14 protein-coding genes are annotated in these 14866 nt (G+C 47.4%); 8 read left to right on the top strand and 6 right to left on the bottom strand.

Annotation, left to right across the window (positions count from 1 at the left end):
* Positions 1–146 precede the first annotated feature (146 nt).
* Genes JHL22_RS08220 through JHL22_RS08195 form a run of 6 tightly spaced genes read left to right on the top strand, consistent with a single transcriptional unit; the run spans position 147 to position 6927 of the window.
* Entirely contained in the window at positions 147–1880 is a 1734-nt protein-coding gene (locus JHL22_RS08220) for a PAS domain-containing sensor histidine kinase (RefSeq protein ID WP_200235853.1), read from the top strand.
* Between the two features lie 16 nt (positions 1881–1896).
* Positions 1897–2502, top strand: a complete 606-nt coding sequence (locus tag JHL22_RS08215) for a response regulator transcription factor (protein WP_200235851.1) — start codon at positions 1897–1899, stop codon at positions 2500–2502.
* A gap of 21 nt (positions 2503–2523) precedes the next feature.
* Positions 2524–3372, top strand: coding sequence for a bifunctional methylenetetrahydrofolate dehydrogenase/methenyltetrahydrofolate cyclohydrolase FolD (gene folD, locus JHL22_RS08210; protein ID WP_200235849.1), 849 nt, complete (start codon positions 2524–2526; stop codon positions 3370–3372).
* A 13-nt stretch (positions 3373–3385) separates the two neighbouring features.
* Positions 3386–5440, top strand: a complete 2055-nt coding sequence (locus JHL22_RS08205; protein WP_200235847.1) for a M3 family metallopeptidase — start codon at positions 3386–3388, stop codon at positions 5438–5440.
* Positions 5441–5462: 22 nt separating this feature from the next.
* A complete protein-coding gene (locus JHL22_RS08200; protein WP_200235845.1) occupies positions 5463–6080 on the top strand; it encodes an SCO family protein in 618 nt (205 codons plus the stop codon).
* Between the two features lie 22 nt (positions 6081–6102).
* A complete protein-coding gene (locus tag JHL22_RS08195; RefSeq protein WP_200235843.1) occupies positions 6103–6927 on the top strand; it encodes a glutathione S-transferase family protein in 825 nt (274 codons plus the stop codon).
* A gap of 172 nt (positions 6928–7099) precedes the next feature.
* Here JHL22_RS08195 and JHL22_RS08190 read toward each other — a convergent pair whose 3' ends face one another.
* The 6 genes from JHL22_RS08190 to proC all read right to left on the bottom strand — a co-directional run bounded on the left by JHL22_RS08190 (position 7100) and on the right by proC (position 12213).
* Entirely contained in the window at positions 7100–7801 is a 702-nt protein-coding gene (locus tag JHL22_RS08190; protein WP_200235841.1) for an ABC transporter ATP-binding protein, read from the bottom strand.
* Positions 7802–8569, bottom strand: a complete 768-nt coding sequence (gene livG / locus JHL22_RS08185; RefSeq protein WP_200235839.1) for a high-affinity branched-chain amino acid ABC transporter ATP-binding protein LivG — start codon at positions 8567–8569, stop codon at positions 7802–7804. It lies immediately after the preceding gene.
* Positions 8562–9794, bottom strand: coding sequence for a high-affinity branched-chain amino acid ABC transporter permease LivM (locus JHL22_RS08180; protein ID WP_200235837.1), 1233 nt, complete (start codon positions 9792–9794; stop codon positions 8562–8564). The genes livG and JHL22_RS08180 overlap by 8 nt, the downstream gene beginning before the upstream one ends.
* On the bottom strand, positions 9794–10723 hold the full coding sequence (livH, locus tag JHL22_RS08175; protein ID WP_200235834.1) for a high-affinity branched-chain amino acid ABC transporter permease LivH: 930 nt from the start codon (positions 10721–10723) through the stop codon (positions 9794–9796). The genes JHL22_RS08180 and livH overlap by 1 nt, the downstream gene beginning before the upstream one ends.
* 90 nt (positions 10724–10813) lie before the next feature.
* Entirely contained in the window at positions 10814–11377 is a 564-nt protein-coding gene (locus JHL22_RS08170) for a queuosine precursor transporter (RefSeq protein WP_200235832.1), read from the bottom strand.
* Positions 11377–12213, bottom strand: a complete 837-nt coding sequence (gene proC, locus JHL22_RS08165) for a pyrroline-5-carboxylate reductase (protein ID WP_200235830.1) — start codon at positions 12211–12213, stop codon at positions 11377–11379. The genes JHL22_RS08170 and proC overlap by 1 nt, the downstream gene beginning before the upstream one ends.
* Positions 12214–12582: 369 nt before the next feature.
* On the opposite strand from proC, the gene ugpB reads away from it, so the two are divergent.
* Together ugpB and ugpA are read left to right on the top strand one after the other, a co-directional pair.
* The gene (gene ugpB / locus JHL22_RS08160; RefSeq protein ID WP_200235828.1) at positions 12583–13893 is read left to right on the top strand and encodes a sn-glycerol-3-phosphate ABC transporter substrate-binding protein UgpB; all 1311 of its coding nucleotides are present in this window, start codon (positions 12583–12585) and stop codon (positions 13891–13893) included.
* Between the two features lie 77 nt (positions 13894–13970).
* Positions 13971–14852 (top strand): sn-glycerol-3-phosphate ABC transporter permease UgpA, encoded by an 882-nt coding sequence (ugpA, locus tag JHL22_RS08155; protein WP_200235826.1) that lies wholly within the window; start codon positions 13971–13973, stop codon positions 14850–14852.
* Positions 14853–14866: the final 14 nt, after the last annotated feature.

Raw genomic sequence — 14866 nt, 5'->3', positions numbered from 1 at the left:
ATATAATGGTATAACTTTTCATATTGTGAAATTATCTGAGATTTTTACAACTATCATTAAAATTTACCTGATAGCCTAAAACCAGTATCATAGGTAAATGTCTCTATTACAATACCCATTTATTTTCAAGAATTTCTGTAACATCAATGTCTGACTTGCCCAATAAATCCCTGCTGGCTTCGTCGTTTTACGACAATGCAAAAATAACAAAAAAAGGCCTTTATTGGATTACGCCTGTATTCGTGCTTGTCTTGTATCTGCTTGTCATGACCGGCTTCTTCTGGCTCCAGCAAATACACAAAGAAAGCGTCATGTTTGTTACCGTCGATGAAGAAACCAAACAGGAACGCCTGCTGTTCTTTGTCATGGCGCTTTCCCTTATTATTATTATCAGCTTACTGGCTTTATGGCGCTATACGCGTTTTCGCTCAAATGCAGAAGCCGCACTATTGGCGGAAACCAGTTTTCGTCGCGCCATGGAAAACTCCATGTCTACAGGCATGCGCGTCCTGGACATGCAAGGCCGCATTGCCTATGTCAATCCGGCTTTCTGTCGCATGATGGGCTGGAACGAAGCCGACTTATTAGGCAAAAGTATTCCTTATCCCTACTGGGTACCCGGCAAATATGACGAACACCAGCGTATTCTGGACACCCTCATGTCGGGAAAAACACCCAGTACCGGGCTGGAAGTCGAAGCCCAACGACGCGATGGTTCACGATTTACTTCCCGCATGTATGTATCCCCCCTACGGGACCCCAACGGAGAACAAATTGGCTGGATGACCTCCATGACCGACATCACAGAGCCCAAACGGGTTCGTGAGGCCCTGACTGCCGCCCATGAACGCTTCATGACGGTACTTGAAGGACTTGATGATGCCATTTCCGTTGTGGCAGACACACCAGCCGGGCTTGAACTGTTATTTGCAAACCGCACCTACCGTCGTCTTTTTGGTTCCCAACCAAACGGCCACAGCGAACTGATGGGCGGTCGCCGTGGCCGTTTCAGTGGCATAACTATTGAGCAGTACGCCCCGTCGGCAGACTGCTGGTTTGAAGTGCACCACCGCATGCTAATCTGGACCGACGGCAGAAAAGTACGCATGCAGGTTGCCCGGGATATTACCGAAAGACGGAAACACGAAGAAGACTCCCGGATCCAGCAGGAAAAAATCCAGCTTACCAGCCGGCTTACCACCATGGGGGAAATGGCCTCTTCGCTGGCACACGAACTAAACCAGCCCCTAACCGCCATTGCCAATTACAATATGGCCATTGTAGCCATGATCAAATCAGGCAATATATCCCAGGAAAAGCTCCTGTCCGCCCTTGAAAAGTCAGCCAACCAGGCTGAACGGGCCGGTAAAATCATCAGCCGCATACGTGAATTCGTCAAACGAAGCGAACCTCGTCGTCAAAGCACGTCCGTCTCCGATATTATCGACAATACACTGGATCTTGCCGATATTGACGCCCGCAAACGCGGCATAAAAATCGAGGCCAACGTACCCGATAATCTGCCCAATGTATTGGCTGACCCCATTCTTATCGAACAGGTATTGCTTAATCTGGTAAAAAATGGCCTCGAGGCCATGACCAACAGTGAAGTCGATTCACTTTACGTTAATGCCTACCTGCATGACAAGCAAATTGAAGTACGCGTTGTTGACCGTGGGCACGGCCTGAAAGAGCCGGAACGTTTATTTGAACCATTCTTCAGCACAAAGTCAGAGGGGCTTGGCATGGGGCTCAATATTTGCAGAACAATTATTGAATCCCACCATGGAAGGCTCTGGGCTGAAGCAAACCCCGAAGGCGGAACTATATTCCGCTTCTTACTCCCCTGTGCTCCAAAAGAGCAAAACCAAGAACAATGATTAAAGGAAGCAAACTATGACAACAACCAATTGCACAATTTTTATCGTGGACGATGACGAGGCAGTCAGGGATTCGCTGCGCTGGTTACTGGAAGCCAATGGCTATCAGGTCCAGGCGTTTGAAAGTGGAGAGAAATTTCTCGACAGCTATGACCCGTCAATCATCAGCGTGCTGATTGCGGACGTTCGCATGCCTGGCATGACAGGGCTGGAACTGCAGGAAGAACTCATCAAACGGGATGTCCCACTTCCGATTGTCTTTATTACCGGTCACGGTGATGTGCCCATGGCAGTATCAACCATGAAAAAAGGGGCTGTCGACTTCCTGGAAAAACCCTTCAATGAAGCCGATTTGCGTGAAGTCATTGCCCATATGGTGGTGCAGGCCCAAGACAAGGCTTCTATTGCCGAACAACAAAAGAACCATCAGGCACTTCTTGCCCGGCTGACATCACGCGAACAACAGGTACTGGGTCGAATTGTCGCTGGCCGGCTTAACAAGCAAATTGCCGATGACCTCAATATCAGCATTAAAACCGTTGAGGCCCATCGTGCCAATATTATGGAAAAACTCGAAGTAACCACTGTCGCTGACTTAATGAAAGTGGCACTGGCTAAGTAATTGAAACGCAAGGACACTTGAATGACTGCTCGCATTATTGACGGAAAAAAACTCGCCGAAACAATCAAACTGAATCTGGCGGATCGCATCAACGCACTGAAAGAAAAGGATATTATTCCCGGCCTTACCGTGATTCTGGTTGGTGATGACCCGGCCTCCCAGGTTTATGTCAGGAACAAGGCTAATACATTTACCAAGTTAGGTCTTAACTCATCGGTCGAACAATACCCGGCAAGCTTAAGCGAAGAAGCCCTGTGCGACCGGATTCGAGAACTTAATAACGACCCTTCCGTTCACGGTATATTGGTTCAACTGCCCTTGCCTGCCAACCTTGACGCCAACAAGGTCATTGAAACCATCAGCCCCGAAAAAGATGTTGATGGATTTCATATCAGCAATGCGGGTGCATTAATGACTGGCCGTCCCCTGTTCATTCCATGCACGCCTTATGGCGTCATGAAAATGCTTGAATCTGAAAATGTTGAACTGCGCGGTGCCGAAGCAGTCGTCATTGGGGCCAGCAACATCGTAGGCAAACCCATGGCACTGCTCTTGCAAAAAGCGGGTGCCACCGTTACCATTTGCAACTCCAAAACCAAAGATCTGGCTGCACATACCAAACGCGCTGATATCCTGGTGGTTGCCACCGGACGTCCTGGCATGGTTACCGGTGACATGATTAAACCGGGTGCCATTGTCATCGACGTTGGTATCAACCGTGGCGCAGATGGTAAACTCAAGGGTGATGTAGAATTTTCTTCTGCCAAGAATGTTGCCGGCGCAATCACACCTGTCCCAGGTGGCGTTGGCCCCATGACCATTGTCATGCTGCTGGTTAACACCATCGAAGCCGCAGAACGTAAACTTTAACTTAAAAGAATCCATGAATAGCAATCCCTTATTAGCCCCCTTATCCGAACTCATCGATTACAGTGCCATCAAGCCGGAACATCTGGCCCCGGCATTAAACAGTCTGCTTGACGAGACCCGTCTTGCCATTAATGAAATTGTTGAAAAGGTTAAAGAGCCAACCTGGGATTCTTTCATAGAGCCTTTGGAATACGACTCTGCCCGCTTATGGCGGGCATGGTCGGTAGCCGGTCATTTGAATTCGGTTGTTAACACACCAGAGTTGCGCGATGCATACAATGCCATGCTGCCCAAAATAACCGAATTTTCAACCTGGATCGGCCTTAACAAAGAACTGTACCAGCAATACCTCAAACTCTCACAATGCGAAGCCTTTAACCATTTTACGCCAACCCGCAAACGCATTATCGAACTGGCACTAAGAAACTTCCGCCTTAGCGGTGTAGAACTTGAAGGTGAAAACAAAGAGCGCTATGCCAAAATTAGTGAAAAAATTGCCTTAACCTCACAAAAATTTTCCGAAAACTCCCTGGATGCCGTTGACTCCTGGGAGTTAATCGTATCTGATGAAAAAGAGCTTGAAGGCTTGCCTCAAGATGCAATTAATGCCGCCAGACAAGCCGCCCAGGCAGAAAACAAGGAAGGCTGGAAGTTCACGCTTAAAATGCCTTCGTACCTGCCTGTTATGCAATACGCCAAAAGCCAGGCCTTGCGTGAAAGACTCTATCGTGGCTACGCCACCATTGCATCAGAGCAAGGTGACGCCCAATTCGACAACTCATCAAACATTGAAAAACTGCTGGCACTCAGAACCGAAGAGGCTCACTTGCTGGGTTACGGCGACTTTGCCCAGATGCGCCTCGAAACCCGCATGGCAGACAATGCCACTCAGGTTGTGGACTTCCTGCGCAACCTTGCCGCAAAAGCCAAACCCTTTGCTCAAAACGATGTCGATGCGCTTAAGCAATTTGCCAGCCAGTCATTAGGCATGGATGATCTCCAACCCTGGGACTATGCCTATGTATCCGAACAATTGCGCCAGTCCCGTTATGCTTACTCCGATGAAGAAGTAAAGCAGTATCTGCCAGAACCCAAAGTTATTGACGGGTTGTTTTATGTCATTGGTACCCTGTTCAATGTTGAGCTTGAGCCATTCAAGGCACCTGTCTGGCACGAAAGCGTGGCTGTCTATGCCGTTAAAGAAAACAATAACCTTATTGGTTATCTATACACTGACCTATATGCCCGTGCCGGCAAACAAAGTGGTGCCTGGGTAGACAGCGAACGCACCCGTCACCTGCATGGCGACAATCTGCATACGCCGGTGGTTTACCTAACCTGTAACTTCCCCCCGCCACAAGACAACAAACCCGCCCTGCTCACCCATGACGACGTCATCACCCTGTTCCATGAATCAGGACATGCCCTGCATGCGCTGCTTTCCAAGGTCAATGAGCCGGCAGCCTCGCCGTTTGCAAGTGTAGAGTGGGATGCCATAGAATTGCCTTCCCAGTTCATGGAAAACTTCTGCTGGGAATGGTCTGTTCTGCAAAAGTTGTCTGGCCATTGGGAAACCCAGGAACCGTTGCCTGAATCCCTTTACCAGAAAATGCTGGCAGCAAAAAATTATCAAAGCGGCATGCAAACCGTGCGTCAGATAGAATTTTCCCTGTTTGACATGCTTTTGCACCAACGTACCAGCCAAACTTCCATTGCCGATGTCCTTGCGCTCCTCAATGAAGTGCGTCAAGAGGTAGCGGTTATTATTCCTCCGGCATGGCACCGCTTTCCACACAATTTTTCCCATTTATTTGCCGGTGGCTATGGGGCCGGTTATTACAGTTATAAATGGGCAGAAGTGCTTTCATCTGATGCTTATAGCCTGTTTGAAGAAAATACCCTTGATAATCATGGTACGCTTAACCCTATCATCGGTAACAAATTCAGGCAAGAAATCCTGGCGGTTGGCGGCTCCCGTCCTGCTGCAGAATCCTTCAAGGCTTTCCGTGGCCGTGAACCCAGCCCCGATGCATTATTACGGCATTGCGGCATGACCGAAGTAGCCTGATAAAATTTTGGTATCTCGCTTAATGATCAAGAAAACCCTGCTTTCATCTATATTGGCGGTGGCTTTGATACATTCTGTTCCTGCCCAAGCGCAGGAACAGGACTTGGCCAAGCCCAGTGTTATTTATAAAATAACAGGCCGGCTGCCCGACTTAAAATTTAGTTTAAACGGTGCTCAAGACAAAACCATTACAGAAAAGGATGTCAGGGGTAAAGTCGTGCTTTTGTTTTTTGGCTACGCCAGCTGCCCCGACATTTGCCCCACCACCATGGCGCAATTGACTGCGGTCAAAAGCATACTCGGCGAAAACGCCGATAATATCCAGATTATATTTCTCAGTGTCGACCCACACCGGGACACGCCAGAAGTTCTGCAAGCTTACGTTGATGCCTTCGATAATGGCGCTATTGGCCTGACGGGCACTGAAAAACAAATTGCTGATATTGCACGGCGCTATCGTGTTGCTTACCAAATAGAAAAACCCCAGCCCGGCAGCGATCCCAATAATTATGAAGTTATGCACGCACGTGGGATCTACGTCTTTGATGCCAATGGCAAAGTCCAGTTTTTGGCTTCTGACAGCGAAGAACCTGAAATGCTAGTAGGCAAAATCCGCGATATTCTGCCATCGTCCTCTTAATTTTCAAAACCGGAGTCTTATTATGCTTACTATTCATCTCCTGGAGTCTTCAAGATCTTTTCGTATTGTCTGGCTTTTAGAAGAGTTGGGGCTTTCATACCAAATAAAGCATCATCGCAGAAACGCAGAAACCTCAAAGGCGGATACTTCCCTGCACGACATACACCCCTTGGGTGTGGCACCCGTACTTAATGATAATGGCCTGACCCTAATAGAATCAGGCGCAATTATTGAATATCTGCTGAATCACTATGATCGCAGTGGCTTGCGCCCACCCATCGCCTCTGCTGATTACAACCAATATTCCATGTGGATGCATTTTGCAGAAGGTTCTCTTATGCCTGCATTGTCCAAACACCAGGCTTTATTAAAAATGGGTACCACTCGTGTACCCTTTTTTGCCCGTTCCATCCTTAAAAAAGCCGTCAACGGCACCATCAACGCAAACGTTGTTCCTGAAATTGAGAAAAAGCTCAATTATATTGATACCGAACTGGGTCAACATGGCTGGTTCTGTGGCAGCCAGTTTACCGCAGCAGACATCCAGATGTGTTATCCGCTGGAACTGGCAGAAGCCCGTGGCTGCATTACCGCAGATATGCAAAATATCCAATCCTTTCTAAGCGCGGTACAGGAAAGACCTGCTTATAGAATCGCCAAAGAAAAATCTGGCCATCTCACCTTGTCTTTGGATCATTCGGTCGCTGAGCAGCATGAAACCGATGATAATAACGATGCCAAAAACGGGTCTGCTGATCTCAACCAGGCAAACAATAATAATCATGAAAATACGCATGATCAAGAAGACCAACAGGCCGAAAAGTCCAGTGTCGACGTTAAAAACTGAATTATTTAAACACCGGTCCTGTTAATATTGTTTCAGGCAATACCAGCTCAAAAAATAACAGCCAATATTTATTAAATGGTATAAACAAAAAAATCCTGGCAACCGTAAAAAACGGCACCAGGATTTTTTTAGCCAAACCAGATAATGCGTTTCAAACCGCCATATTTTTTTATTAGTGCCCCAAATAAGCCTTGCGCACATCATCATTAACCAATAGATTGGCACCCGTATCGGAAAGCACCACTTTGCCGGTTTCAAGCACGTAACCCCGGTCAGCAAGCTGCAATGCCTTATTGGCATTTTGCTCTACCAGGAAAACGGTTACCCCTTCATCGCGAATGGTTCTGATAATTTCAAAAATCTGGGCAATAATTAAAGGCGCCAAACCCAGTGTGGGTTCATCAAGCAGCAACAAGCGTGGCTTACTCATTAATGCCCGACCAATTGCCAGCATTTGCTGCTCTCCCCCGGACATGGTTCCCGAACGCTGACTGGCACGTTCTTTAAGACGGGGAAACAATTTGAAGACGTGATCCAGCCCTTCTTCAATGTCATGAGGCTTCAGGTAAAAGCCTCCCATTTTCAAGTTTTCTGCCACCGTCATATCAGGAAAAACCCGCCGGCCTTCCGGCGAAATGGCAATACCTTTTTGCATGATTTTATGGGTAGATTCGTTGGTAATATCTTCATCAAGAAATGTGATAGAACCACTTCTGGCACGCGGATTGCCGCAAACCGACATGAGCAGGGTCGTTTTACCGGCTCCGTTGGCCCCAATCAGCGTCACGATTTCACCCTGATTCACTTCAACACTGACTTCATCCAATGCCTGGATAGCACCGTAATAGGTACTCACCTTTTCCAGTTTTAACACTTATTCTTCTCCCAGATAGGCTTTAATGACACGCGGATCAGTTCTGACGGTTTCGGGTTTATCGGTCACAATAGGCTTGCCATGCTCCATCACCAGAATACGGTCGGAAATACCCATGATCAGGCTCATGTCATGTTCAATTAACAGCACAGACATATCAAACTCATTGCGCAGCTGGTTAATTAAGTCGGCCAGATCTTTTTTCTCTTGCGGGTTCAAGCCGGCGGCAGGTTCATCAAGCAGTAGCAAACACGGGTTGGTAATCATGCAACGCGCAATTTCCAGGCGACGCTGGTGTCCATAGGCCAAATTACCCGCCTCACGATTGGCAAATTGCCTCAAGCCCATGAAATCCAGCCACTTTACCGCATTACTCAAGGCTTCCTTTTCGGAGCGACGATACGATGGCAAATTAAGCAAACCGGGTAACAGGCTGGATTTAATTTGGGTATGCTGTGCCACCAGCAGGTTTTCCAGAACGGTAAGATGCTTGAACAGGCGCACATTCTGGAAAGTGCGTACCAGACCATGCTGGGCAACTTTATGACTTGGATAACCGGCAATGGACTTGCCGTTTAGCGTAATGCTGCCTGCCGTCGGTTTATAAAAACCGCTTACACAATTAAATACAGTTGTTTTACCTGCTCCGTTAGGACCAATAATAGCAAAAATCTCATTTTTGCTTACATCAAAACTTACCGAGTCAACCGCCAGCAATCCGCCAAACTGCATCATCAAGCCATCAACGCTTAATATTTTCTTACTCATTCGGAATCTCCACTTGCGGACGTTTTACCGGCAGCAAGCCCTGCGGGCGCCATACCATCATTAATACCATGACCAACCCAAAAATCAGCATCCGGTATTCGGCAAACTGACGCGCCAGCTCTGGCAGCACCGTTAAAATAATGGCAGCCAGAATCACACCTATTTGTGAGCCCATGCCACCCAGCACCACAATAGCCAGAATAAGCGCCGACTCAATAAAGGTAAATGATTCGGGGTTAACCAACCCTTGACGTGCAGCAAAAAACGCACCACCCAGACCGGCAAAGGTTGCGCCCAGGGTAAAGGCGGACAATTTGATTCGGGTAGGGTTCAGGCCCAATGAACGACAGGCGATTTCATCTTCGCGCAAGGCTTCCCAGGCGCGCCCAATTGGCATGCGAACCAGCCGGTTGGATATAATAAGGGTAATAAATGCCAGTACCAATGCCATCAAGTACAGGTAAATAATCACATCCATGGTACTGAACTTCCAGCCCATTAGCTGGTGGAAAGTTTGGGCGCCTTCAACAGACGCCCGGCGCGTTAATTCATAACCAAAAAAAGTGGGTTTAGGTATGCCTGAAATACCATCGGGGCCACCGGTAAACCCATACAGATTGATTAACAGCAGGCGGATGATTTCCCCAAAGCCCAAGGTAACAATAGCCAGGTAATCGCCCCGCAGACGCAAAACCGGAAAGCCCAGCAAAAACCCGAAAAAGGCCGACACAATACCCGCCACCGGCAAGGCTTCCCAAAAACCCCAGCCTGCCCAATGGAATAGCAAAGCATAAGTATAAGCGCCTACCGCATAAAAACCCACGAAGCCCAAATCCAGCAAGCCGGCAAAACCCACCACAATATTAAGGCCAAGCGCAAGCATGACGTAAATGAGCACCAGGGTGGCAATATCAACCTGGCCGCGCCCACTGAAAAATGGCCAGATCACGGCCACCACAAAAACCAGCCCCAACAACAGGGCACTGGACTTTGGATTAAGTGAAGGCAGTTGGGGCAAGTTAAAACGTACACCCGGTCTTTTTTTGAATAGATAAGGTTTTAACAATTGCACCACAAATACAATGGACATGCCCCACAGCACAATGCTCCAGTGAGGAACAATTTCAGTGCTGATACCCTTACGTTCAAGTTTTAGCCCAAATATGGGAACAATCATGATGCCTGTTAAAAAGGCCGCAAAAAATGCACTTTTTATATTATTCATTACACTTTTTCCACTTCGGGTTTACCCAACAAACCACTAGGCCTGAACAGCAAAATGAAAATCAGCAGGCCAAAGGCAACAATGTCCTTGTATTGGGAAGACAAATAAGCCGCGGCCATTGTTTCAGCCACGCCTAATAAAAGCCCACCCAGGATAGCCCCGGGAATACTGCCAATTCCACCCAGTACCGCAGCCGTAAATGCCTTGATACCGGCAATAAAGCCAATAAATGGATTAAGCTTGCCAATGGTTAAGGCAATAAGCACCCCTCCAACGGCAGCCAGCATGGCACCCAGAATAAACGTAAAGGAAATAACCTTGTTGGTATCAATACCTAACAGGTTGGCCATATGCATATCCTGGGAACAGGCACGCGAGGCCCGGCCCATTCTGGAGTTCTTGATATAAAAAGTAAGGCCAACCATCAGGAAGAAAACCGTGGTGATAATAAGAAGCCTGGCGTAAGTGACCGTTACGGTAAAATCAGAGGCCCCAACGGTAAACTGCAAGGCGCCTGGAATAAGGTTGGGAACGGCCATATCTCGCGATCCCTGGCCAATTGCCACCCAGTTTTGCAAAAAAATGGACATACCAATAGCCGTAATAAGTGCCACCAACCTTGGGCCACCCCGTACAGGCCGGTAAGCGATTCTTTCTACCGAATAACCGTAAACAGCCGTTACGGCCACGGCAACCAGAACCATGCAAAGAATAATAACGGCAATAGGCAGGCCGCTATTGACGCCAATCGCCGACAGCGTTACCAGCCCTACGTAACCGCCAATCATGTAAATTTCACCATGGGCAAAGTTGATCATGCCAATGATGCCATACACCATAGTGTAGCCAATCGCAATCAATGCATAGATGGCACCCAGCGACAAGCCGTTAAACAGCTGCTGGATAAACTGAGGTAAGAATTCTTGCATTTTTTTTCTCGTTATACCAATAAAAGTAAGTCCCAAAAGGATAGACAAAATCTGTTGGTGGGTAAAGCCCTGAAAACCATTAGAACCGCCTTAAACCGTACAATTTTTGGGTTTCCCGATGTTCCACATCAGCATTCTGAACGGGAGCAGTAAACAGGTACTGACCAGCAGTTTTACCACCATATCACCCAATGCCAGTGACACCCAAGGCACTACAGTACCGGCAAACGCCAGGGCAAAGAACAGAAAGGTGTCAGTAACTGACGCCAAAACACCCGCTATAAATGGCGCTTTCCACCAGCTTAGCGACCGCATTTTGTCGAAAATAAAAATATCACCTAACTGGGCAAATAAAAATGCACTGCCTGAAGCGATGGCAATACGGGCATCGGCCAGTAAATATGAAACGATAATCGCAACTACAAAACCCACCAGTACTATTTTTCTGGCCACTTGCGGACCAAAACGGCGATTAAGTAAATCAGTAACCAGAAAAGATACCGGATAGGTTAATGCTCCCCAGGTAAGCCATTCATTAATATGAAACTGTGGCTGGACCAGTACGTTGGAAGCCACCACAATAAGGCTCATTAGCACAATGGCAAGCAAAGCCTGCAAAGACGATATTTGATCAAAGTAACCACTTCGTTTCATTAAGATTTACCCAATTCCCCAGCCATTTCAATAGCCCTGTCAGAAGCGGCCTGCATGGCCTGTTTAACCGTTTCCCTGAAATTGTGCTGCTCGAACACTGCCAGCGCAGCGGCCGTTGTGCCGCCTTTGGAGGTGACATTCTCACGCAGGGCAGCGGGTTCCTGGTCTGACACAGCAGCAAGCTCTGCCGAACCCAAAATGGTTTCAATCGCCAGTTTCTTGGCCTGCTTGTCATCAAGGCCTAATGCCATGGCGCCGCCCACCAGGGATTCTATTAATAAAAACACATAGGCCGGACCACTGCCTGAAAGTGCGGTTACGGCATCAAGCAGGCTTTCATCGTGAACTCGAACCACTGAACCAATTGAGGTCAGAATTTGTTCTGCCAGCAAAACGTCTTTTTCCCCCAGTGATGCCATTGCATATAAACCGGTAACCCCTTTGCCTATTAAAGCAGGCGTATTGGGCATAACCCGAACCAAACCAGGCCATGGATTATCCTGAGACCCCAGCCAGGCGGACAGGGATTGTGTATTCAAGCCCGCTGCAATACTAATAACCAGGGTATCGGACTGTAAATGAATTTTGCTGCCTTCAATGGCTTCATGTATGTTTTGTGGCTTGACGGCGTAAATCCAGACCTTGCATTGCGCAAGGTCGGTGCTAACCTGGCTACTTGTTTTAACACCCTTTTGAAGCCAGCGATCATGCCCAGCTGTATTGATGTCTATCACCAGAATATCTTCGGCCTGGCAGACTGTGCCAATCATGCCGCTGGCCATGGCCATGGCCATATTGCCTCCGCCTATAAAGGCGATTTTGGTATTTTGTTTCATAAAAAAATTTACTCTATGAGAAAAGCCCGGTTTTAAAAAGTATCCAAACTAAAACCAGCGCTGGCCAAGCAAAAATAAGATGGTGTGATTCTATCATATCAGCCATAAAATCCCGCTCAGTCATACCTGTAATACGACGCTCTAGCAGGGATACCAATGACGCCAAGAACACGCTTGCGCCCGGGCTTGAGTTTCTCACAGGAAAAATCCCCCCCGATTTAAGCGAAGATAAGAAGTTAAAGCGCTTGCAAAACTTCAGTAATGGTTATAAATTCATCGTATCGTAATAAACAAGTCATAATATCTTTGCTTTACTTCTGAAGTAACTATTCAAAAAAATGTAGTTATTAAATAACCGGAGAAAGTAACATGCGAGTCAAAAAATCGGCAATGATCCTGGGCAGCGTTTTTACCTTGGCCAGCTTCAGCGCTCATGCTGCAACAGACATCAATTTCTGGCACTCCATGGAAGGCCCCCTTGGAGAACGGGTTAACGAAATTGTTAACGATTTCAATCAACAACAATCCGATTACAAAATAAACCCTACCTATAAAGGCGCCTATGGCGAATCCATGAATGCAGGCATTGCCGCCTACCGGGCTGGCCAGGCTCCGGATATTATTCAGGTCTTTGAAGTAGGTACGGCAACCATGATGTTCTCCAAAGGTGCCATTAAACCCATTCAGGAAATGTCAGAAGAAGTCGGCAACCCGATTGACCCGAAAAACTTTGTTCCCGGTATTGCAGGTTATTACTCCGAGCCAAACGGAAAACTGGCTTCCATGCCTTTTAACAGCTCTACGCCCGTTTTCTATTACAACAAAGACCTCTTTGAAAAAGCAGGTCTTGACCCAAATGCTCCTCCTAAAACCTATACCCAAATCCATGAAGCAGCCAAAAAGCTTAAAGACGCCGGTATTGAGTGCGGGTATACAACCGCCTGGCCCTCATGGGTATTGGTTGAAAACTTCTCTGCCTTGCATAATTTGCCCTATGCCAGCAAAAATAACGGTTTCGATGGTCTTGATGCCCGTATTGAGTTAAACAAAGACGGCTTTGTCAAACATTTCACTTTCCTGAACGAAATGGCCAAAGACGGTACATTTACTTACGGTGGCCGTGGTGATGCCGCCAACGCCCTGTTTTCCTCAGGTAAATGTGCCATGTTTACCGGATCAAGCGGATCACGCGCCAATTTCAGCAAAAACGCGCCATTCAAATTTGGCATTTCCACCCTACCCTACTATGACGACGTGCCCGGTGCCCCCCAAAACAGCGTCATTGGTGGTGCTTCCTTGTGGGTATTCAATAATAAATCGCCCGATGTCAACAAAGGCATAACTGAATTCTTCCAATATATCTCATCACCCGAAGTGGCTGCCAAATGGCACCAGGACACCGGTTATGTTCCTGTGGTCAAAGCGGCCTATGACCTTACCAAAGAGTCGGGTTTCTATGACAAAAACCCGGGTACCGATGTTCCTTTCATTCAGCTAAACGTTGAAACCACTGACGAGTCCCGTGGTGTACGTTTAGGCTTCCTGCCGCAAATCCGCGACATCCAGGACGCTGAAATGGAAAACATCTTTGCCCAGAAAGTCTCTGTTGAAGAAGGTCTGGAAAACATGCAAAAGCGTGCCAACGAACTGCTGCAACGCTTTGAAAACAGCAATAAATAATTAGCGCCCACCTGCTTAAACAGCGGGCAAAACCATAGTTGCCCGCTGTTTATCGCTATTTTTTATCAAGAGGCATAATGGAAAAACGCGTCGTTTTTAATCATAAGTTATTGCCCTACCTCCTGCTTGCACCCCAACTTCTGATTACGGTGATATTTTTTTTCCTGCCTGCCGGTCAGGCAATCTGGCAATCATTTTTCATCGAATCCGCTTTTGGCGGTGACCAACAGTTTGTTGGGCTAGACAATTACACTGCACTCTTCAATGATTCTTACTATTACGACTCATTCAAGGTCACCTTTGTTTTTTCTATAGCCGTTGCTGTTATTGGTTTGTCAATATCACTGATGCTGGCTGTTATGGCCGACCGGGTGATTAAAGGGGCCATGCTTTACAAAACCATGCTGATCTGGCCTTACGCGGTGGCGCCTGCCGTCGTCGGTGTACTGTGGGCATTCCTGTTTTCACCTTCGGTGGGTACATTGGCTGTTTACCTTACCGAAATGGGCCTGGACTGGAACCCGCGACTGGACTCTACCGATGCCATGATTCTGGTGACGATGGCGGCCGTCTGGAAACAGATCTCCTACAATTTCCTGTTCTTTCTGGCTGGCCTGCAATCCATTCCCCGATCACTTATTGAAGCGGCTGCCATTGATGGGGCCTCACCAGCCCGTCGTTTCTGGACCATCATTTTTCCATTGTTATCACCAACAACCTTCTTTTTGCTGGTTATTAACATGGTCTATGCTTTTTTTGAAACCTTCGCCATTATTGACACCACCACGCAAGGCGGCCCAGGCAACTCAACCAATATTCTGGTTTACAACGTTTATAAAACCGCGTTCAAATCATTTGATTATGGTTCTTCCGGTGCGCAATCCGTCATTCTGATGTTTATTGTTATTTTATTAACCATTGTGCAATTCCGTTATGTTGATCGCAAAGTGCAATATTAGTCCTGCCCAAAAAG

Source organism: Advenella mandrilli, assembly GCF_016595155.1.
GTDB classification, from domain to species: Bacteria; Pseudomonadota; Gammaproteobacteria; order Burkholderiales; family Burkholderiaceae_B; genus Advenella; species Advenella mandrilli.
Note: the sequence above shows the minus strand (reverse complement) of the source record. Positions and strands in the feature narration are given on the sequence as shown.

Excerpts from the sequence above, each read along its gene's own strand:
- JHL22_RS08200 (WP_200235845.1), top strand. The coding sequence starts at position 5,463 with ATGATCAAGAAAACCCTGCTTTCATCTATATTGGCGGTGGCTTTGATA.
- ugpA (WP_200235826.1), top strand. The coding sequence starts at position 13,971 with ATGGAAAAACGCGTCGTTTTTAATCATAAGTTATTGCCCTACCTCCTG.
- livH (WP_200235834.1), bottom strand. The coding sequence starts at position 10,723 with ATGCAAGAATTCTTACCTCAGTTTATCCAGCAGCTGTTTAACGGCTTG.
- JHL22_RS08205 (WP_200235847.1), top strand. The coding sequence starts at position 3,386 with ATGAATAGCAATCCCTTATTAGCCCCCTTATCCGAACTCATCGATTAC.
- JHL22_RS08170 (WP_200235832.1), bottom strand. The coding sequence starts at position 11,377 with ATGAAACGAAGTGGTTACTTTGATCAAATATCGTCTTTGCAGGCTTTG.
- folD (WP_200235849.1), top strand. The coding sequence starts at position 2,524 with ATGACTGCTCGCATTATTGACGGAAAAAAACTCGCCGAAACAATCAAA.
- JHL22_RS08180 (WP_200235837.1), bottom strand. The coding sequence starts at position 9,794 with ATGAATAATATAAAAAGTGCATTTTTTGCGGCCTTTTTAACAGGCATC.
- JHL22_RS08220 (WP_200235853.1), top strand. The coding sequence starts at position 147 with ATGTCTGACTTGCCCAATAAATCCCTGCTGGCTTCGTCGTTTTACGAC.
- proC (WP_200235830.1), bottom strand. The coding sequence starts at position 12,213 with ATGAAACAAAATACCAAAATCGCCTTTATAGGCGGAGGCAATATGGCC.
- ugpB (WP_200235828.1), top strand. The coding sequence starts at position 12,583 with ATGCGAGTCAAAAAATCGGCAATGATCCTGGGCAGCGTTTTTACCTTG.
- JHL22_RS08195 (WP_200235843.1), top strand. The coding sequence starts at position 6,103 with ATGCTTACTATTCATCTCCTGGAGTCTTCAAGATCTTTTCGTATTGTC.
- livG (WP_200235839.1), bottom strand. The coding sequence starts at position 8,569 with ATGAGTAAGAAAATATTAAGCGTTGATGGCTTGATGATGCAGTTTGGC.
- JHL22_RS08215 (WP_200235851.1), top strand. The coding sequence starts at position 1,897 with ATGACAACAACCAATTGCACAATTTTTATCGTGGACGATGACGAGGCA.